At 73.1% G+C, this 19,695-nt stretch carries 19 protein-coding genes; 11 read left to right on the top strand and 8 right to left on the bottom strand.

From position 1 onward, the window contains the following. Nucleotides 1–81 precede the first annotated feature (81 nt). Complete coding sequence (locus EV378_RS32750; protein ID WP_132431576.1) at nucleotides 82–1,149, top strand: YncE family protein; 1,068 nt, start codon at nucleotides 82–84, stop codon at nucleotides 1,147–1,149. 37 nt (nucleotides 1,150–1,186) lie between these two features. Here the strand turns inward: EV378_RS32750 and EV378_RS32745 are convergent, their stop codons facing one another. From EV378_RS32745 to EV378_RS32725, 5 genes are all read right to left on the bottom strand, one after another. Beyond that, nucleotides 1,187–1,735 (bottom strand): DUF4334 domain-containing protein, encoded by a 549-nt coding sequence (locus tag EV378_RS32745; RefSeq protein ID WP_132431574.1) that lies wholly within the window; start codon nucleotides 1,733–1,735, stop codon nucleotides 1,187–1,189. Nucleotides 1,736–1,982: 247 nt separating this feature from the next. Beyond that, a complete protein-coding gene (locus EV378_RS32740) occupies nucleotides 1,983–2,891 on the bottom strand; it encodes a PLP-dependent cysteine synthase family protein (RefSeq protein ID WP_132431572.1) in 909 nt (302 codons plus the stop codon). Next, a complete protein-coding gene (locus EV378_RS32735; RefSeq protein ID WP_132431570.1) occupies nucleotides 2,888–4,027 on the bottom strand; it encodes an aromatic ring-hydroxylating oxygenase subunit alpha in 1,140 nt (379 codons plus the stop codon). Before EV378_RS32735 ends, EV378_RS32740 begins: the two co-directional genes overlap by 4 nt. After that, on the bottom strand, nucleotides 4,024–5,184 hold the full coding sequence (gene solA, locus EV378_RS32730) for an N-methyl-L-tryptophan oxidase (protein WP_132431568.1): 1,161 nt from the start codon (nucleotides 5,182–5,184) through the stop codon (nucleotides 4,024–4,026). The genes EV378_RS32735 and solA overlap by 4 nt, the downstream gene beginning before the upstream one ends. Beyond that, nucleotides 5,181–7,721, bottom strand: coding sequence for a GcvT family protein (locus EV378_RS32725; protein ID WP_132431567.1), 2,541 nt, complete (start codon nucleotides 7,719–7,721; stop codon nucleotides 5,181–5,183). The genes solA and EV378_RS32725 overlap by 4 nt, the downstream gene beginning before the upstream one ends. Before the next feature lie 498 nt (nucleotides 7,722–8,219). Here EV378_RS32725 and EV378_RS32720 point away from each other — a divergent pair, with 498 nt between their 5' ends. From EV378_RS32720 to EV378_RS32705, 4 genes are all read left to right on the top strand, one after another. After that, on the top strand, nucleotides 8,220–9,017 hold the full coding sequence (locus EV378_RS32720) for an EamA family transporter (protein WP_243653871.1): 798 nt from the start codon (nucleotides 8,220–8,222) through the stop codon (nucleotides 9,015–9,017). 12 nt (nucleotides 9,018–9,029) lie between these two features. Then, nucleotides 9,030–9,806 carry a class I SAM-dependent methyltransferase gene (locus tag EV378_RS32715; RefSeq protein WP_207908929.1) on the top strand — a complete coding sequence of 259 codons (777 nt, stop codon included), beginning with the start codon at nucleotides 9,030–9,032 and terminating at the stop codon, nucleotides 9,804–9,806. Continuing rightward, a complete protein-coding gene (locus EV378_RS32710) occupies nucleotides 9,803–10,303 on the top strand; it encodes a nuclear transport factor 2 family protein (RefSeq protein ID WP_132431566.1) in 501 nt (166 codons plus the stop codon). Before EV378_RS32715 ends, EV378_RS32710 begins: the two co-directional genes overlap by 4 nt. Nucleotides 10,304–10,445: 142 nt before the next feature. Beyond that, on the top strand, nucleotides 10,446–12,185 hold the full coding sequence (locus EV378_RS32705) for an MFS transporter (RefSeq protein WP_132431565.1): 1,740 nt from the start codon (nucleotides 10,446–10,448) through the stop codon (nucleotides 12,183–12,185). 76 nt (nucleotides 12,186–12,261) lie between these two features. On the opposite strand, the gene EV378_RS32700 is transcribed toward EV378_RS32705, so the two are convergent. Together EV378_RS32700 and EV378_RS32695 are read right to left on the bottom strand one after the other, a co-directional pair. Continuing rightward, nucleotides 12,262–13,545 carry an MFS transporter gene (locus tag EV378_RS32700; protein ID WP_132431564.1) on the bottom strand — a complete coding sequence of 428 codons (1,284 nt, stop codon included), beginning with the start codon at nucleotides 13,543–13,545 and terminating at the stop codon, nucleotides 12,262–12,264. Nucleotides 13,546–13,661: 116 nt separating this feature from the next. After that, nucleotides 13,662–13,910 carry a hypothetical protein gene (locus tag EV378_RS32695; protein ID WP_132431563.1) on the bottom strand — a complete coding sequence of 83 codons (249 nt, stop codon included), beginning with the start codon at nucleotides 13,908–13,910 and terminating at the stop codon, nucleotides 13,662–13,664. 153 nt (nucleotides 13,911–14,063) lie between these two features. Between EV378_RS32695 and EV378_RS32690 the strand changes: the two genes are divergently transcribed. From EV378_RS32690 to EV378_RS32670, 5 genes are read left to right on the top strand one after another with little or no spacing between them, the layout of a single operon-like run. Next, a complete protein-coding gene (locus EV378_RS32690; protein WP_132431561.1) occupies nucleotides 14,064–14,951 on the top strand; it encodes an alpha/beta fold hydrolase in 888 nt (295 codons plus the stop codon). Next, nucleotides 14,948–15,649, top strand: a complete 702-nt coding sequence (locus EV378_RS32685) for a M24 family metallopeptidase (protein WP_132431559.1) — start codon at nucleotides 14,948–14,950, stop codon at nucleotides 15,647–15,649. Before EV378_RS32690 ends, EV378_RS32685 begins: the two co-directional genes overlap by 4 nt. Nucleotides 15,650–15,702: 53 nt before the next feature. After that, entirely contained in the window at nucleotides 15,703–16,533 is an 831-nt protein-coding gene (locus EV378_RS32680) for a hypothetical protein (protein WP_132431557.1), read from the top strand. A gap of 31 nt (nucleotides 16,534–16,564) precedes the next feature. Continuing rightward, nucleotides 16,565–17,305: an enoyl-CoA hydratase/isomerase family protein gene (locus tag EV378_RS32675; protein WP_132431555.1), complete on the top strand. Its 741-nt coding sequence runs from the start codon at nucleotides 16,565–16,567 to the stop codon at nucleotides 17,303–17,305. A gap of 45 nt (nucleotides 17,306–17,350) precedes the next feature. Continuing rightward, a complete protein-coding gene (locus EV378_RS32670) occupies nucleotides 17,351–18,379 on the top strand; it encodes a DUF4185 domain-containing protein (protein ID WP_132431553.1) in 1,029 nt (342 codons plus the stop codon). On the opposite strand, the gene EV378_RS32665 is transcribed toward EV378_RS32670, so the two are convergent. Beyond that, entirely contained in the window at nucleotides 18,354–18,740 is a 387-nt protein-coding gene (locus EV378_RS32665; RefSeq protein WP_132431551.1) for a hypothetical protein, read from the bottom strand. The genes EV378_RS32670 and EV378_RS32665 overlap by 26 nt on opposite strands. A gap of 133 nt (nucleotides 18,741–18,873) precedes the next feature. Here EV378_RS32665 and EV378_RS32660 point away from each other — a divergent pair, with 133 nt between their 5' ends. Further along, nucleotides 18,874–19,575 carry a TVP38/TMEM64 family protein gene (locus tag EV378_RS32660; protein WP_165922593.1) on the top strand — a complete coding sequence of 234 codons (702 nt, stop codon included), beginning with the start codon at nucleotides 18,874–18,876 and terminating at the stop codon, nucleotides 19,573–19,575. The last annotated feature ends 120 nt before the right edge of the window (nucleotides 19,576–19,695 follow it).

The following is a 19,695-nucleotide window of genomic DNA, read 5'->3' as shown; positions in this document are numbered from 1 at the left end:
GCGATCCGACCGGTCCCGCCGATCACCGACCGGCGACCGACTCGTCCGAACCGTCGGGCCACGGCGATCGAAGGGCCCCTCATGGCACGCCGAGCTCCCCTGCTCCTCATCGTCGCGGCGCTGGCCGTCAGCGCGGCCTGCTCCAGCGATCCGCAGACCCCCGCCCCGCCGACCGAGGCCCCGGCGTCTCCCGGCGTGGCCGGCGTCCCGGCACGGTTCGCCGAGCCGCTCCCGCCCCCGGCCGAGCCGGCCACCTCACCACCGGTCACCGCCCGTCCGGCAGGGCGCACGGTGCCGGTCGGAGCGCTGCCGGAGGGGATCGTGGCCGACGGGCCGAGCAGGCGGGTCGCCGTCGGGGTGCGCGACCCGAACCAGCTCGTGCTGCTCGACGCCGACTCGGGCGCCGTCGCGAGCCGGGTGCCGCTGCCGGGCGTACTGCGTCACCTGCAGGTCGACGAGCCGGGCAGGTCGGTCCTGGTGCCGGACGAGAGCTCGAACTCGCTGATCCGGGTCGCGCTGCCGAACGGGCCGGCCCGGTCGCAGGTGATGACCGGGACGATGCCGCACGACGCGACCAGGGCCACGAACGGCGACGTCTACGTGGCGAACGAGGCGGGCGGCAGCGTCGTCGTCGTACGCGGGGACCAGGTCGTGCACACGTTCACCGACGTCACCCAACCCGCCGGGCTGGCACCGGTCGGCGACCGCACCGGGCTGATCGACGTCCGGGACAACTCGCTGACGATCTACGAGAACGGCACGTTCGCCGGCGTCCGGGAGCTGCCCGCCGGCGCCGGACCCACGCACCTGGTGGCGGACAGGCGCGGGCGCATGATCGCGACGGACACCCGCGGCGGGCAGGTGCTCGTGTTCGACCCGTCCGGCACGCCGCGCCAGGTCGGGCAGGTCGCCGTGCCGGGCGAGCCGTACGGCCTCACCTACGACCCGCAGCGCGACCGGCTGTGGGTCACGGTGACCGCCGCGAACCAGGTCGTCGGCTTCGACATGGCGGACCCGACACCACGCGAGATCGCCCGGATCCCGACGGTCCGCCAGCCGAACACGGTCGCCGTCGACCCGCAGACCGGACGGCTGTTCGTCACCGGCACGGCCGACGGCGTCGTCCAGATCGTCGACCCGCCGGCGTGACCGGTCACGATCCGGGTCCTGCGGTCGCTGTCGCGGCTCACTCCCGGCGCAGGACGAACACGAACGGCTGCTCCAGGCCGCGCAGGTCCATCAGGCCGAGGACGGTGTCGTCGTCGACGAGCCGGAACACGTCGTGGATCGGCAGGGCGTCGTAGCACATCGTGGCGCTGACGACGCCGCGGTACTCGGTCATCCGCAGCCGCGCCGTCGGCGCCGTCGTCGCGAGCAACGGGCCCGCCGTGCGGGCGATCCGGGCCAGCGTCGCGTTGCGCAGCGCCGCCGGGTAGCGCAGCAGCGTCGGCAGCGGGACCAGCGCCGGGTTCAACGAGAACCGCCCGCCGCCGTCGCGCACCATGACGAGCGGGTGCACGTCCTCCGGCGAGTCGAACCGCTTGCCGTGCCAGCCGAAGCGGCCGAGCAGGCCGTCCATCGGGTTGCCGGTCGGGACCTCGCCACCGCTCCAGTTGCCGAGCATCTGCGGCACGGTCACGGCGGGCAGCGCGTCGAAGAACTCCAGCGCCTCGTCGATCGTGGCGCCGTACTCCAGGCGACGCAGGGTCTCCGACGGATTCGCGAGGTCGGTCATGGGCCGACCGTACCGGGGGGTGGCTCCGATCGCGGCACCTTGATCGACGAACAGGTCCGGACCGCGGCGGGATCTGACCCCGATCCGGACCGATCCGCCGATCATGCGGTGCGGGTGGCGCCGCTGCTGGTCCGGGCCTGGCCACGTGATCGGCACGACCGTCCGGATCAGGGCAGGATTCCGCCCTGATCCGGCCCCATCCGCCGATCATGCGAGGTGGCGGGTGGTCGTGAGGTCCGGCTGCCGGTCACGCCGCGGTCGTGGCCTCCGCCTCCGCCCCGGTCGCGGCGATCTCGGACAGGTACTTCTCGCCCTCGTCGCTGGCGAACGTGACCACGGTCGTTCCCGGGTGGGCCGCCAGCCACGAGCGGGCCACGACGAGGTGCGCGCCCGTGCTCGGTCCGACGAACACGCCGAACTCGCGGGCCAGGCGCGCCGTCTCGGCGAGCGCGTCGACGTCGGCGACGTCCACCACGTCGTCGATCTCCGAGCGGTGCCGGTCCACGATGCCGGGGACGAACCCGTCGGAGATCCCCTCGATGCGGTGCCGCCCGATCTCGCCGCAGCACAACGTTCGCGACCCGGACGGCTCCACGCCGATCACGGCGCAGCCGGGGTTGGCCGTGCGGAACGCCCGCCCGACCCCGACGAGCGTGCCGCCGGTCCCGATGCCGCAGACCACGGCGTCCGGTGTGGACGGGAGTCCACCCAGGATCTCCGGACCGAGACCGGTGGCGTTGGACTCGACGTTCCACTCGCCGTCGAACTGCCCGGGGTGGAACCAGCCGTCCTGCTCGCCGAGCGTCCGGGCGAGGTCCTGCGCGTCGTTGACGTGGAAGTCCCCGACCTCGACCACCTCGGCGCCGAACGCCCGGGAGATCGCCGTCCGCTCGGGCGACAGGCCGGCCGCGGTGACCACGACCATCCGGTAGCCACGGACGGCCGCGACCATGGACATCGCGTTGCCGGTGTTCCCGGAGCTGGCCTCGACGATCGTGTCCCCGGGCCGCAGCAGGCCGGACTCCGAGGCCCGGTCGATCACGTGCCGGGCCATCCGGGCCTTCACCGAACCGGACGGGTTGAGGAACTCGCACTTCACCCACACGCCGTCGACCTGCACCAACGGCGTGTTCCCGATGGCGTCGAGAATGCTCATGCGGCCCCCTCCTCCCCCGACGGCACGGACACGAACTCGCCCAGCTGCGTGCGCACCCACGTGTGGAACGACTCGATGTGGTGCTCGGTCGGCACCAGCACGCCGCCGGACCGGTAGCTGCGTGAGGACATGCCGTGCTGGCAGCGCTCGCAGGCGTCGAAGTCCTGGCGGTTGACCCGGTCGAACAGCTCGACCGAGCGGGAGATGTCGGTACCGGCCCCGACGACGGACGGCTCGACGAGCCAGTCGCACTCGACGACCGTGCGGTCCGGCGCCATCGGGAACATCCGGTGCACGATCACGTGGTCCGGCACCAGGTTGAGGAACACCTGCGGCAGGACGGTCGCGGCGAAGTAGCGGCGGTCCTGCTCGTCGTCGATCCCGGGCAGGCGCCCGAGCCCCTCGGACCCGTCGACCGTGAACCCGTCGACCTTGTCCCCCATCAGCGCGCCGTGCCCGACGCCGACCTGCGCCGCCCACCCCTGCGCGAACTCCGGCAGCACCCCGGTGAGCTCCGGGTGGATCGTCGCGCAGTGGTAGCACTCCATGAAGTTCTCGATCACGAGCTTCCAGTTCGCGGCCACGTCGTAGGTGATCCGCTGCCCGAGCGCGAGACCGTCGATGCCGTAGCGGTCCACGGCGGACAGATCACCGAGCCGGGCCGCCACCGAGGCCATCACACTGTCCTCGAAGGACGGCGGGTCCTCGGCCAGGCACACCCAGACGTAGCCGACCCACTCCCGCAGGTGCACGGTGTGCAGGCCGAGCTCGGCCCGGTTCACGTCCGGCATCTGCGGCAGGTGCGGAGCCCCGGCCAGGTTGCCGTCCAGGTCGTAGGACCACGCGTGGTACGGGCAGCGGAACGTGCGGCGCACCTCGCCCGCGGGCTCGGTGCAGAGCATCGCGCCCCGGTGGCGGCACACGTTCAGGAACGCGCGCGCCTCTCCGGTGCGCGAGCGTGTGATCAGCACGCTCTCCCGCCCGACGGTGACGGTGCGGAACGTGCCTGCCTTCGGGATGTCCGTCGAGGCGACGGCGCAGAACCAGTTCGCCTCGAAGATGCGCTCCCGCTCGGAGTCGAAGGTGGACGGATCGGTGTAGGCGGACCCGGGCAGGGTCGGCCGCAGGCTGCTCATGCGACGTGCTCCGGAGTACGGACGAGTGCGGGGCGGGTGGGGTCGAACAGGCCGATCGGGTGGCGGGTCACCCCGTCGGCGACGAGATCGGAGACGATCTCGCCGACGACCGGGACGAACTTGAAGCCGTGCCCGGAGAACCCGCAGGCCAGTACGACGTCGTCGTGGCCGGGGTGCGGTGCGATCACGAAGTGGTGGTCGGGCGTGCAGGTGTAGAGACAGGTCTTGGCGCGCACGAAGTTCCGGACCGCACCGGGCACGTGTCGCCCGACGAACGTGGCGATCTCGTCGACCTCACCCGGGTACACGGTGCGGTCGACCGAGTGCGGGTCGCACGGTGCGCCGCCGCGGAAGAACGCGACCTTCACCGTGCCGTCCTCGCCTGCGCCGAACCCGTAGGCCTGCCGGTCGTTCTCGCCCTCCCAGATCCACACCGGGTGCCCGGCGAACGCGGCCGGGTCGTCCGGGGCGAACCAGAACTGCACGTACCGCTCCACCTGCAACGGGAGCCCGAGATCGGCGATCACCTCGGTCGCCCACGCGCCGGGGGCGAGCACGAGCTTGTCGGCGGAGTAGACGCCGTGGTCGGTGCGCACGCGCACGCCGTGACCGGTCGACGTCCAGTCCAGGACCGTCTCGCCGTGGTGCAGGCGGGCACCCGCCCGGCGTGCGAGCGACAGGTGCGCCCGCACGCTCTCCTCCGGGTTCACGACGCCCGCCCGGCGCTCCACGAGCGCGACGTCGGTGTCCGACGGGCGCAGCTGCGGGAAGCGGGAGCGGATCGCCGGAGCCTCGAGCAGCTCGTGCTCCAGCCCCCACTCCCGCGCGCTGGCCAGCGAGCCGGCCACCGTCGGGCCGTCCGGGCGACCGACCATGACGCCGCCGGTCCAGTCCACGAGAGACCGTCCGGACTCGACGGACGCCTGGTCCCACAGCTCCGCCGCCCGTTGCAGCAGCGGCACGTAGGCCGGGTCCTCGAAGTAGGCCTGGCGCGTGATCCGCGAGCCGCCGTGGCTGGACCCCCGGTCGTGCGCCGGGCCGAACCTGTCCAGCCCCAGCACCGACAGCCCGCGCTCGGCCAGCCGGTACGCCGCGGCCGAGCCCATGCCGCCCAGGCCGACGACGATCGCGTCGTAGCCACCGGAGTAGCCGCTCATCGGGCACCCCGCATCCGGGCCATCGACGGGTCGTACAGCGGGCCGTCCACGACCTCCGCCCCGAGCTTGCGCCCGAACGCCTCCACCTCGACCCGCGTGCCTGCGGTGGCCCGCTCGGCGGGCACCCAGGCGTGCGCGATCGACGCGCCGACCGTGTGCCCGGTCGCCGCCCCGGTCACGTGGCCGATCACCGGCTGGTCGCCGCCGACGGACGTGGCGCCGTCGGCGAGCAGCACCGGGCCGCGCGTGAACCGCCGCGCCTCCGGCACGTCGTAGACCGGTTCCTGGCCGTGCAGCACGGCACCGCAGTGGTCGAGCACGAGCGTGACCAACCGTCTCGGTGGTGACCCGGCCGCGCGAGCCTGATGGACGGCCGCGCGTCCGACGAACGGACCCTTGTCCATGGACACGGCGAACCCGAGCCCCGCCGCGTCCGGCCCGTGCTCGGTGGTGACGTCGCTCCCCCACGCCCGGTAGCCCTTCTCCAGGCGCAGGGAGGAGAACGCGTGCCGGCCCGCGGCGACAAGGCCGTGCTTCGCGCCGGTGGTGTAGAGCTTGTCCCACAACGCTTCCGCGTGCTCGTTGGCGGTCGTCAGCTCCCAGCCGTACTCGCCGACGTAGGAGACGCGCAGGCCGGTCACCGGTATCCCGCCGAGCTCGAACTCGGCGCCGCGGAAGAAGCCCAGCGACGGCGCCAGCCCGTCCAGGATCTCCGGGACGGCCGGGCCCCAGATGCCCAGGCAGCAGGTCTCGGCCGTGCGGTCGACGACGGTGACTCCGTCCTGCGGCAGGTACCGCTGCAGCTCCGCGACGTCGAGCCGGTTCGTGAGCCCCACCAGGAACCGCTCCTCGCCGAGGCGGGTCACGGTCAGGTCGGCCAACACGCCGCCCGCGGCGTCGAGCATCAGGGTGTAGACGACGCGTCCGACGGGCTTGTCGAGGTCGTTCGTCGTGAGCCGCTGCAGGAAGGCCAGCGCCCGCGGGCCGGTGACCTCCACCCGTCGCAGCGGCGTGAGGTCGAACAGCCCGGCCGCACGACGGGTGACCAGCGCCTCCGCGCCGGCGACCGGCGACCAGTTGCGCGCCGCCCACCCGCGCCGCGGGGCGATCTCGCACACCTCCGGCAGGCCCGCGTTCGCGTCGTACCACAGTGGACGCTCCCAGCCGCCCTGGTCGGTGAACACGGCCCGCAGCTCGACCTCGCGCGAATGGAACGGCGTCGTGCGCACCGGGCGCGCGACGGCGGGCGGGTCATGCGGGTGGATGATGTCGTAGACCTCGTCGAACGCCCGGCATGCCCTGGCGCGCACGACGTCCGGGGCCAGCTGCTCGGCGTCGAAGCGGTTCAGGTGGGCGGGCGACAGGTCGATCGGTTCGCCGCCGACGGCCGGGCGCCCGGTCACGATCCACTCCGCGACCGCCTCCGCGACGCCCGCCGAGTGCGTGATCCACACCGCCTCGGCGGACCAGAAGCCGCCCAGCTCCGGCGACTCGCCGAGCAGCGGCATCCCGTCCGGCGTGAACGAGAAGACGCCGTTGATCCCCTCCTCGACCTTCGCGTCGCCCAGGCAGGGCAGCAGCGCGGCCGCGGCCTCCCATGACGGCTCGAAGTCCTCGGGGGTGAACCGGCGCTCCGACGGCATCGCCATGCCCGGGTCGGTCGTGTCCAGCTCGCGCGGGTCCATCGGCATCGCGCGGTGCCCGTAGGCGCCGATCCCGAGCCGGTCACCGTGCTCGCGCACGTAGAGGTCCGCGTCCTGGTGGCGCAGCATCGGCAGGACCGGGTCGGCGCGGCCGGTCGTCGACTCGAGCGCGTGCACCGACTCCAGCGCGCCGAGCAGCGACGTCTTCGCGTACTGGTGCGCCATCGGCACGAGCGGGATGTCGATGCCGGCGAGGTCGCCGACCAGCGGCCCCCACATCCCGGCGCAGGACACGACGACGTCCGCGGCGAACCACTCGTCGCCGCAGCGCACACCCGTCACCCGGCCGCCGGAACGCTCGATCGCGCTCACCCGGCGGTGCGGCAGGAACGTGGCGCCGCGGGTGCGGGCGGCGTCGGCCTGCGCCCGCGCCGCGACCAGCGGGACGGCGAGCCCGTCGGACGGGATGTGCAGGCCGCCGAGGATCTCGTCGCGGTCGATCAGAGGGTGGATCTCCGCGCACTCGGACGGGTCCAGCACGCGGGTCGCGATCCCGGACGCGGATGCCCAGCCGTGCCGGCGCTGCAGGTCGTCCAGACGCTCCGGCGTGGACGCGACCTCGAGGCCGCCGACCGCGCGGAACCCGCGGACGCCCTGTGCCGCAAGGCCGGAGTACTTCGCGACGGTGGCGCTCGCCAGCCGGGTCATGGTCCGGCTGCCGGTCGTCTGGAAGACCAGGCCAGGTGCGTGCGATGTGGACCCTCCGGTGCGGAACAGCGGGCCCTGTTCGAGGACGGTGACGTGCGCGTGGCCGCGCCGGGTGAGCTCGTCGGCCAGTGCGCAGCCGACGATGCCCGCTCCGATGAGAACGATGCGTGGGGTGGTGGTCGCCATGGTGCTTCTCCTGCGAGGACGTTCCCGCGTTGCCCATGCGGCAGCACCCGCCAGTGGCGAGTGGGACACACGAGGGTGCGCCGACGGCGACGACGTTCGGCTGCGTGTGTTGCCTTATATGCAACGACGCTGTAGTGACCGCAACACAGTCGCGCCCGGAAATCCGTCGTGTCAAGGGCGCGTCGACCAGCGGATTCTCCGGGTTTCCGGCGGCAACCCTCCGGTAGCCGTCCGGAAACAACCGCACGGACCTGGCGATCTCCGGTCACGGTCCCGTCGTCGCAGCGCACGACGCTCCACAGTGGAACGGGCAGGTCGGACGGCGCGGCAGTGCCGGGTCGGGCGTTGCGCAAAAAGCAACAGATGCGTCGTCACGTCTGCTGACGATCACGAGGCCGTTCGACGCAACTCCGGTGCTACGGTCGGCCGATCGGCCTTGTTCTCCCCGTCGCGGACTTCGGACCGCTCCTGGTCGGTGCGGTCCTCCTGGCGGCGCTGTTGCACGCCGCGTGGAACGCGATCGCGCACGCCGTCCCCGACCGGATCGTCGGGTTCGCGATGATCGGTGCGGCGGACACCGTGGGTGGCGGCCTGCTCGCCGCGCTCGGCGGTCCGGTGCCGGACGCGGCGTGGCCGTTGATCATCGCGTCGGCGGTGATCCACGTCGTCTACAACCTGCTCCTGCTCGCCGGCTACCGCCTCGGCGACTTCGGGCAGGTCTATCCGCTGGCCCGCGGGACGGCGCCGTGGCTGGTGGCCGTCGCGTCGGTCGTCGTGCTCGGGAAGGACCTGCCGCCGCGCGAGCTGGCCGGGGTCGTCGTCGTGTCGGCGGGACTGCTCGCGCTCGTGCTCGCCGGGGGCGTACCGGGCCGCGCGCAGCTGCCCGCGGTCGCCGCGGCGCTGGGGACCGGGGTGATGATCGCCGGGTACACGGTCGTCGACGGCGTCGGCGTCGGCGTGGCACCGGTCGTCGCGTACACGGGGTGGATGTTCCTGTTGCAGGGCCCGCCGCTGGTCGCGTTCGCCGTGTGGCGGCGCGGCCGCGCGTTCGTCCCGGCCCTGCGCACGTCCGGTGTGCGCGGGCTGACCGGCGGGGCGATCTCCCTGCTCGCCTACGGCCTCGTGCTCTGGGCCCAGACCAGCGGGGCGCTCGCCCCGATCGCGGCGCTGCGCGAGACGAGCATCCTGTTCGGGGCGGTGATCGGGGCGCTCGTGTTCCACGAGCGGCTCGGTGCGCGACGGCTGGTGGCCGCCGCCGTCGTGCTGACCGGGGTGATACTGCTGGCGGCAGGCTGAGGAGGGCAGGTCGTGACCGAACCGGGTCGGGCGTTCGAGGACGGCGTGCCGGGCTGGCTGCGCAACGTGGAGCGCTCACGCAACACGGTCCGGCAGCGGCTCGTCGCGGACCAGGTGGCGGCGCTCGTGGGCGGGGCGGACGCGCTGCGGGTGCTCGACGTCGGGTGCGGGCAGGGCACGCAGGCGCTCGCTCTGGCGCGGCGGGGACACGCCGTCACCGGCCTCGACCCGTCGGAGGAGCTGCTGGAGCGGTTCGCCGGGGACGCCGAGGCGGCCGGTGTGGACGTGCGTCTGGTGCGCGGCCCCGGCGAGAAGGCCGCCGAGCTGGCACCCGGCCCGTTCGACCTCGTGCTCTGCCACGGCGTGCTGATGTACCTCGACGATCCCGCGCCGCTGCTGGACGCGCTGTCCGCCGTCGCGGCACCGGACGCCCGCCTGTCGCTGCTCGTGCGCAACGGGCTCGCGCCGGCGATGCGCCCCGGCCTGCGCGGTGAGTCAGGGGCGGCGCTGGAGGCGTTCGACCGGCCCGACTACACAACCCGCCTCGGCCTCGCGGCCCGCATGCACACGCCGTCGGAGCTGGACGCGCTCCTCGTCCCGGCGGGCTGGCGGCCGCTCCGCTGGTACGGCGTGCGCGTGTTCTCCGACCACAGGGCCGACCCCGGCCCGTCGGAGCTCGACGACCTCGTCGCCGCCGAGGCCGAGGCCGGCGCCCGCGACCCGTACCGGCAGGTCGCCGCCCTCCTGCACGTGCAGTACCGGCGTCCGGACAGGACGATCGACCGGTGACCGCACCCGACCTCCTCGCCGAGCTCGCCGAACTGCGCCGCCGCGTGGACACGCTGGAGTCCCGCGAGAGCATCCAGCTGCTGCGCAACCGCTTCCACGACTACGTCAACACCGACCGGTGGGACGAGATCGGGTCCCTGTTCACCGACGACGCGGAGCTGGACTACGACACGGTCGGCAGCGCGTCCGGCCGCGCGGCGATCACCGAGTTCTTCGCCTCGATCCCGGAGACGCTGCCGTCGGGCCGGGGACCGTTCATCCGGCAGTTCATCCACGCGCACTCGGTGGAGGTCGACGGCGCCACCGCCACCGGCACCAGCCATCTGTTCGCCACCCCGGTGTTCGACGGCGTCAGCCACGTCGTGTCGGCGCGGTTCACCGACACCTACGCCCGTGTCGACGGCGGCGAGTGGCTGTTCGCGTCGGTGACGATGAACGTCTGGTACGCCGTGCCGATCGCCGAGGGCTGGGCGGGCGAGGACCGCAACCGCCTGTAGCCCGTCGGCAGGCGGTGTGGCCGGAGTCTCGGCACGCGGTTCCGATAGGTCCGGTTCCTACCGGAAATTCCGCTGACCTCGAGCGCGGTTCAGGTCATACGGTCGATGACGTCGCTCTGCGAACCGACCCTCTGGAGCCCGCATGCCCTCGTCCACCCGCCGCTGGTGGATCCTCGTGGTGATCGGGATCGCCCAGCTGATGGTGATCCTGGACAACACGATCGTCAACATCGCGCTGCCGTCCGCGCAGCTCGACCTCGCGTTCTCCGACGCCCAGCGCCAGTGGATCGTGACCGCGTACGCGCTGTCGTTCGGGTCGCTGCTGCTGCTCGGCGGGCGGATGTCCGACGTGTTCGGCCGCCGCGGCGCGTTCCTGACCGGGCTGGTCGGGTTCGCGGTCGTGTCCGTGCTGGGCGGGCTCGCCCCGAACGTCGGCGTCCTGATCGCGGCCCGCGCGCTGCAGGGTGTGTTCGGCGCACTGCTGGCGCCCGCCGCGCTGTCGCTGCTGACCACGACGTTCCCCGGCGGCCGCGACCGCGCCGTCGCGTTCGGTGTGTTCAGCGCGGTCGCCGGCTCCGGCGCGGCGACCGGGCTGCTGCTCGGCGGCGCGCTCACCCAGTTCGTCGACTGGCGCTGGTGCATGTACGTGAACGCGGTGTTCGCCGCCGTCGCGATCGTCGGAGCGGTCGTGCTGCTGGACCGCCACGTGCCCGGCACCCGTCCGCACCTGGACCTGGTCGGGACGGTGCTGGCCGCAGCGGGGCTGTTCTGCCTGGTGTTCGGCCTGGGCATCGCGGAGTCCGACGGCTGGTCGTCGCCCGTGGTGCTCGTGACGCTGCCGGTCGGGGTCGTGCTGCTCGGGGTGTTCGTGGCGACCCAGCGCCGGATCCGCTCGCCGCTGCTGCCGCTGCGCGTGGTCCTCGACCGCAACCGCGGCGGGGCGTTCCTGACGATCCTCGCGCTCACGCTGGGCATGTTCTCGCTCAGCCTGTTCCTCACGTTCGTCCTGCAGCGCAACCTCGGGTTCTCGCCCCTGCTCTCCGGTGTCGCGTTCCTGCCGATGGTCGCCTCGATCGTCACGACGTCGACGACGATGCCGTCCACCCTGCTCCCCCGCGTCGGACCGAAGCCGCTGATCGTGGCCGGGCTGCTGCTCGGATCCGGTGCGCTGTTCTGGCTGTCCCGGATGGAGCCGGGCGTCACCTACGCCGGCGGCATCCTCGGACCGCTGATCCTGATGGGTCTCGGGATGGGCACGGCGATGTCGACGTCGATCAACACGGCGACGCTCGGCGTCGAGCCGTCCGACGCGGGCGTCGCGTCGGCGTCGGTGAACACGATGCAGCAGGTCGGCGGATCGGTCGGCACGGCGCTGCTGTCCAGCGTGGCCGGGACGGCCGGGGCCGCGTTCGCCGCGACCGGTGCCGCCTCGCCGCAGGACGCGGCGCTGCACGGCTACGGCGTCGCGTTCGCCGTCAGCTCGGCGGTCTTCCTCGGCATGGCCGTGATCGCCGGCCTGATCGTCCCGTTCGGACGCCCGCACCGTGCGCGCGGCGAGGAGGAGGCCGCCGCTCCGGCCGCGGACACCGTCGAGGAACCCGCTTCCGCGGCGCCCGCCCCTGCCCTCGTGCCCGCGATCGTGGGGCAGGTGCACGGCGCGGAGTCCGCCAGCGTCCTCACGCTGATCGATGTCACCGGCCGTCAGGTCGACCGCGCCACGGCGGGCGACGACGGGCGCTACCGCCTCGTCGCACCGTCGCCGGGCACGTACACCGTCATCGTCGGGGCGGACGGGTACCACCCGGTCGCCGAGCGCCTGTCGCTCACCGCGGAGGTCGCGCACGAACTCGCCGTCCGGATGCGCCCTGCCGTGCCCGCCTGACCCGTCGTCGCACACGTTCCGGTGCCCTCGCACGTGCCCGAGCGTGTGCGAGGGCACCAGTACCTGTGCGACGGCCTCAGCGCAGCACGGACCCCTTCGTCTCCGGCAGGGTCAGGATCGCCACGAACGCGATCGCGGCGCCGACGGCCACGTAGACGAAGAACCAGAGGGCCAGCCCGGCCTCCTGCAGCGACTGCACGACCAGGGGCGCCGTTCCGCCGAACACCGCGACCGTCAGGTTGTACCAGGCCCCGATGCCCAGGCCGCGCAGTTCCGTCGGGAACAGCTCGCTCATGATCGCCGGTGCGATCGAGGTCATCGCCGTGTACAGCCCGAGCCCGACGACGAACACCACGAGCAGGTTCCAGAACCCCGGCCCGATCAGGAACGACAGCGGCACGATCAGCACCGCCGTCGCCGCCGACCAGGCCAGGAGCTGCGGTTTGCGCCCGCGCCGGTCGGACAGGATGCCCATCGGGTACTGCAGCGCCACGAACAGCGCCGTCGCGATCGAGAGGGCCAGGAACACGTCGGTCGCGTCGGCGCCGCGGGACTTCGTCGCGAACGGGGTCAGTGCGGAGAAGAACGTGTAGTAGCAGAGCGTCGAGAGCAGCGTGAAGCCGACGAGCTGCCCGACGGCCTTCGGGTGCTCCCGCAGGGTCAGCATCAGCGGGTTCCGGATCCGGGCCGCGGTGCTCTTGTTCTGCTCGAACTGCTCGGTCTCGGCCATGCTGCGGCGCATCCAGAGCCCGATCAGGCCGAGCACGCCGCCGATCAGGAACGGGACCCGCCAGCCCCAGGACGACAGCTGGTCGTCGGAGAGCGTGGCGGACAGCACGAAACCGAGCACCGAGGCGATCAGGACGGCCGCACCCGTCGAGATGTAGAAGAACGACGAGTAGCGCCCGCGGTGCGCGGCGGGCGCGATCTCGCCGAGGTAGGCCGACGCGTTCGACACCTCACCGCCGAGCGACATGCCCTGCGCGATCCGGGCCACCAGCAGCAGGACCGGCGCGAGCCAGCCGACCATCTCGAACGTCGGCAGGATCCCGATGACCACCGATCCGCCCGCCATCAGCAGGATCGTCACGAGCATCGCCGTCCGGCGACCGCGCAGGTCGGCGAACCGGCCGAGGATGAACCCGCCGAGCGGGCGGAAGAAGAACGCCAGCGCGTAGGTGGCCAGCGTCGAGATCAGCGCGAGCGCCTCGTTGCCGGGCGGGAAGATCTGGGTCGCGAAGTAGATGGAGAACGTCGCGTAGATCGTCCAGTCGTACCACTCGACGGCGTTCCCGATGGACGCTGCGACGAGCGTGCGGACCGGTAGCCGGTGCTTCTCCCCGACGGTCGGTGTGGACACGGCGGGCCCCCTGTCGTCGTGCCGGAATTATCCGGGTCACTCTAGGTGGCCGGATCCGGCATCGGAACCGTTCCGGGCGATGGCGCGCAGCGGTTCCGGTGACGATCGGTATCGACTCAGTGGTCGACGAGCCAGTACCCGGAGTCCTCACGGGACTGGCGCGGCGCCGGGACGCCGAACCGCAGGTCGCGCTCGTGGGCGCGCTGCTCGTTGCGCAGCCGCACCGCGGCGGCGTTCGCCTTCCACTCCCGGCGACGGGTTGCCGTGTCCCGTGACACGGCCGCGGTCGCCACCAGCCCGGCCACCACCAGGACCGCCATCAGAACCGCCAGCACCACCATCTCCGCGAACCCCTTCACGATCACCCGGGCGGCCGCTCCGCCCGATACACCTCCTACGACGGCGGATCACGGTCCGCGGTTGCCCGGCCACGCCTGAGAATCAGCTGTGTGCTGCGCGACCCGCGTCACGGTGGTAGTCCGGAGGCACACGCACCGACCGAGCACCCAGGAGCCTGCATGCCCACCGGATCCCCGGTCGACGGCTTCACCCTGACCTACGACCGGCACGGGTCACCGGCGCCCGGGCGCCCGACCGTCGTCCTGCTGCACGGCTGGCCCGGGGACCGCACCGACATGGGCGCCGTCGCCGAGCGGCTCGCCGGCGACCACGACGTCGTCGTCCCCGACCTGCGCGGGTTCGGCGAGTCGGACAAGCACCACCTCGACCCCGCCGAGTTCTACGGGCCCGCCGGGCAGGCACGCAGCGTCGCAGGGCTCGTCGAGGAGCTCGGGATCGCGGAGATCGTCGTCGGCGGCTACGACGTCGGCAGCCGCGTCGGCCAGCAGCTCGCGAAGAACCGCCCGGACCTGCTGCGCGCGCTCGTCGTCACCCCGCCGGCGCCGGGCGTCGGTCAGCGGATCCTCGGCGAGGCCCCGTTCGCCGAGTTCTGGTACCAGTCGTTCCACCAGCTCGACCTCGCCGAGCGGCTCGTCGACGGGAAGCCGGAGGCGGCGCGGGACTACGTCGGGCACTTCTGGTCGCACTGGTCCGGCCCGGCGTTCACACCGGACGACTCCCGGCTGGACCACATGGCGTCGGTGTACGGGCCCGCGGGGGCGTTCGTCGCCTCGATCGGCTGGTACCGCGCCGGGGGCGGGGTTGTCGCGCGATCGCTGGCCGAGACCGTCCCCGACCCGGCCGACCGGATCACGGTGCCGACGACGTTCGTCTGGCCGGAGCACGACCCGCTGTTCCCGCGGGCCTGGTCGGACCGGCTTGACGAGTTCTTCGCCGACGTGTCGGTCGTCCCGGCCGACGGGGTCGGGCACTTCGTCCCGGTCGAGGACCCGGACACGTTCGCCGGCGCCGTGCGCGCCGCCACCGGAGTGGAGGCTCTGCGATGACGACCGACGTTGCCGAGGACGAGCGTGCACGCAGGCTCGTCGAGGCCGAGAAGATGGCGATCGAGCTGTTCGACGAGACGAGCCGCCGCGGCCTGATCGAGGCCGGCCGGACCGAGAAGGAGGTCAGCGACCGCGTCCGCGATCTCGGCGCCGAGCTGTTCGGCACCGACCGGCACTGGCACAAGCGGGTCGTGCGCTCCGGGGAGAACACGTTGCAGCCGTACGCCGAGAACCCGCCGGACCGCGTGATCGAGGCCGACGACATCGTGTTCTGCGACTTCGGGCCGATCTTCCACGAGTGGGAGGCGGACGTCGGTCGCACGTACGTGCTCGGTGACGACCCGCTGAAGCAGAAGCTGCGCGACGACCTCCCCCTGGTGTTCGACGCAGGCCGGGCGCACTTCGAGGCGCACCCGGAGATCAGCGGCGAGGAGCTCTACCGGCACGTCTGCGGGCTGGCCGAGGAGCACGGCTGGACGTTCGGCGGCCACCACAGCGGGCACCTGGTCGGCGAGTTCCCGCACGAGTGGATCGACGGGGAGCGGATCGAGTCCTACATCACGCCGGGCAGCACGCACGCGATGCGGCGCACCGACCCGTCCGGCAGGCAGTGCCACTGGATCCTGGAGATCCATCTGGTGGACCGGGAGCGGCGGATCGGCGGGTTCTACGAGCAGCTGCTGACGCTGTCGCACTGAACCGCCCGTTCGGACGGGACACCTCCCGCTCCGGACCGGCCATCCTGTGTCGCATGTCCGGTCCGGTCCATCCCCCGCAGGCGCGGCGCTCCCGTGGCGGGCGGATCGCGCTGATCGTGTGGCTCGCCGTGTTCCTTCTGGTCGCGGGCGCGACGGCCTGGTCGGCGATCTCGTACGCCGGGCAGCCGGAGGACCAGCGCGTCCCCTCCGGCGGGGGCGACGTGCTCGTCTCGGAGCCGGGCGAGTACGCCGTCTACTCCGAGACCACCAACGGCACGACCGGCTCACCGGCCACGGTCCGGTCGCTCACCGCCCCGTCCGGCGCGTCGGTGCCGGTGACCCGTCCGGGGTTCTCCGAGAACTACACGTCGGGCACCCGGGTGGGGTCCCGGGTCGGCACGTTCACCGCCACCGAGACCGGCTCGTACCGCATCGTCGGTGACAACCGGGAGTCGACGCTCGGGGACCAGCTCGTGGTCAGCACCCGGACGGTCGGATCGATCTTCGGGGTCGTCGGGGGGGCGATCGCGACCGGCGCCCTGCTCGTCGTCGGTCTGGTCGGCGGGCTGGTCATGCTGCTGGCCGGTCGCCGCAGGCTCCCGCCGCAGGCGGCGTACCCCGGCCCGTACGGCGCCTACCCGCCGCACCACCCCGGCCCGTACCCGAGCACCCGGCAGTCCCCGGGCAACCAGCCGCATCCCGCCACCCGGCAGTACCCGGGGTACCCGGCCACGCAGCGGTACCCGGGCAGCGGACCGGAGCCCGGACCGTCGTACCCGGTGGTGCCGTACCCGGACGCGGCGGGATCCGGCCCGCCGTCGGACGACCCCACGATCAGCGCCCGTCGCGACGGCGAGCCACAGGAGCCCGGCGACCGGACCTGAGCGGCGCCCTACCCCGTGTCACGATCGGCGGATGAACTCGCCGAGGGTGCAGGACGACGGGACGGTCCGGCGGATCACGTTGGACCGGCCGGAGAACGCCAACGCGCTGCGTGCCGACGACGTCGACGCGCTCGCCGAGGCCGTGCGCGGCATCGGGCCGGACACCCGGGCCGTCGTGATCACCGGCAGCGGGGACCGCTCGTTCTGCGCCGGCATGCACCTGGACACGTTCCGCGAGATGGAGCCGTCCGGCGGGCGGGCGTTCATCGGCCGCGTCGCGGCGATGCTGGACGCCGTGCGGCGCTGCCCGGTCGCGACCGTCGCCCGCCTCAACGGCACGTGCGTCGGCATCGCGTTCGAGCTCGCGCTGGCCTGCGACGTGCGGGTGGCGCACCCGGGCGTCCGGGTCGGGCTCCCCGAGGTGAAGCTCGGCATCCCGTCGATCGCGGACGCGGCGCTGCTGCCGTCGTTCCTCGGACCGGCGCTGGCCCACGAGCTGATCCTGACCGGCGACCTCTACACGCTCGACGAGCTCGGCCCGTCGCGCCTGATCAACCGGCTGGTGTCGCCGGAGCTGCTCGACGAGGCCGTCGACGACCTCGTCGGGCGCCTGACCGCTCCGACCCGCGAGGTGATCGCGGCGCAGAAGGGCCTGTTCGAGACGTGGCGCAACCACGGCATCGCGGACAGCGTCACGGCCAGCATCGACGTGTTCGGCGACGTGTTCGCCGACCCCGCCACCCGGACGGCCATCAACGGCTACCGCCGCTGAGCCGGGCCCGGCGCGCAGGATCCCGGCGTCACTACCGTGGGGCCCGTGCCACCCACGACGAAGATCGCCGACCTGACCGGCCCCGGCCTCACCGACGCGTTCGGGGTCGGCGGCACCGACCTGGGCATCATGACGACGGCCCCCGACGGGCGGCTGGTCGCGGTGTTCGGCGACACGTTCGACGACGCGGGGGTCGGCGGCCCCGGCTGGCGTTCCCCCGTCGTGCTGTTCGCCGACCCGCGCAGCGCCACCTCGCCGGGCGGGCTGCTCTGGACCGGCTCGGGAGGCGACCGCAAGGCGTACGCCTGCCAGCTCGTCGACCACCCGCCCGCAGGGTGGATGTGGAAGCGGCGGATCACCACGATCCTGCCCGCCGACGTGATCACCGTCGGCGACACGATGTACCTGCACGCCATGGCCAACCGCGGCCTCGGCAACGTGCTCTGGACCGAGGTGCTCGCGTCCACCGACAACGGCGTCACCTGGGAACGGACCGGGTGCGAACGCCCGGGTGACCACTGCGCCGGGCTGTTCCAGCAGCTCACCTGGTGCCACGGCGACGACGGGTACGTCTACGCCTACACCACCGGCTTCCAGCGCAACGCCGGGCTGCTGCTGCACCGGGTACCCGCCGAGTCGATCACCGACCCGGACGCGTGGGAGCCGTGGGGGTTCGCCGACGAGCGCTGGGCGTGGGGCAACCCGGCGACGATCACGATCCCGGGCGCGCTCGGCGAGCTGAACCTGCGCCGCGTCCCCGGCCCGGACGGCACGCTGCACTGGCTGCTGACGTTCTTCGACGCCGGGAACTACCGGATCGACTCCCTGCTGCTGGACCGGCCGAACGCCGACCTCTACCGCGCTCCACGGGCGACGGTCCTGCACGGCTGCTCGTGGGACGCCGAGGACCACGCCCGCGGGCACGTCGCCCAGCTCTACGGCGGCTACGTCGTGCCCGGTTCGACGCTGTCCGACCTGCACCTCGTGGTCAGCCAGTGGAACACCGGCACGAACTGGCCGTACCGCTCGATGCAGTTCCGCACCGACCTCAGCGAGCTGGTGGCAGCAGGCTGAGGTACCAGCGGTCCCGTTCCTCGGTGATCGACAGCGTGGTCGCCACCGTCCCGGACCGGACGACGGCGACGCCGGGCCCCTCGCGCACCACCTCGGGCGTCCCGGCCGCCCGCATCCGGTCGACGTAGTCCCCGGCGAACGCACGGTCGGCGCCGTCGAGCAGCACCTCGTCGAACGCGGACGCGTCGCCGGCGCGCAGGGCGTCCGACGCCCGGGTGACCAGCTCGGCCTCGGAGCCGGCGCCGCGCTCGCCGGAGGCCGCGATCGCGATCCCCACTCCCGCGATCCAGAACGCCACGAACCCGGCCGCCAGCAGCGGCCGATAGGCCTTCCGCCCGCGCGACGTGCCCGGAATCGCCATCCGCGTCCCTCCCGCGATCCACTCTGGCACACGGACGGCGGATGTGTCCCGATACGCCGAACCAGTAGGACCACCCGCTACGAACACCCGAACGGCGGCACGGGACGATCCGCGCTGTCGGAGGGAGACGTCCGTGAGCCGAGCCTGGTGGATCCGCCCGGCGGTGCTGGTGCTGATCGTGCTGGCCGGGACGGCGCTGCTGGTGGCGACCGGCGTTCCGTCGGTCGAGGAGATCCGCGCCTGGACCGCGGCCGCCGGGTGGGCCGCGCCGGTCGTGTTCGCGCTGCTCTACGCCGCGTTCACGCTCGTGCCCGCCCCGGCGACGGTGCTCTCGATCGCGGCGGGCGTGCTGTTCGGCCTGCCGGTCGGGCTGGCCGCGGCGATGTGCGGGGCGACGCTCGGCGCCGTCGTCGCGTTCGGGCTGTCCCGCGGGCTGGGCCGTGCCGCCGTCGCACGCATCCCCAGCGAGCGGCTGGCGTGGCTGGACGGGACGTTCAGCCGCGGCGGGCTGACCGCCGTGATCGGTGTACGGCTCGTGCCGGTGATCCCGTTCCCGGCCCTGAACTACGCGTGCGGGCTGACCGGGATCGGCCTGCGCCCCTACGTGCTCGGCACGGTCGTCGGGATCGTCCCGTCGGCCACCACCTACACGACGATCGGCGCGTACGGCGCGGACCCGGGATCGGTGCCGTTCCTGCTGGCCGTCGGCGGCGTCGCGGTCCTGGTCCTCGGCGGGTTCGTCGTGTCCCGGCGCCGCAGGCGCGCCGCGGCCGCCGTGCCGGGCGTCCCGGCCACGGCCCTCGACGACACGCGCCCCCTCGACGTCGTGCGCTGAGGCGATCAGGACGCCGGAGCTGCGGGCAGAAGATCGAACCCTGGCGTCTGCTCGACGGCCTCGAGCCGCCGGAGGACGGCGGCGCCGTGGATCCGGGTGGGGCGAGGTGTCGGGGGATCC

It is taken from the genome of Pseudonocardia endophytica (assembly GCF_004339565.1).
Lineage (GTDB): Bacteria > Actinomycetota > Actinomycetes > Mycobacteriales > Pseudonocardiaceae > Pseudonocardia > Pseudonocardia endophytica.
This window is presented reverse-complemented; position numbering and strand designations above follow the sequence as displayed.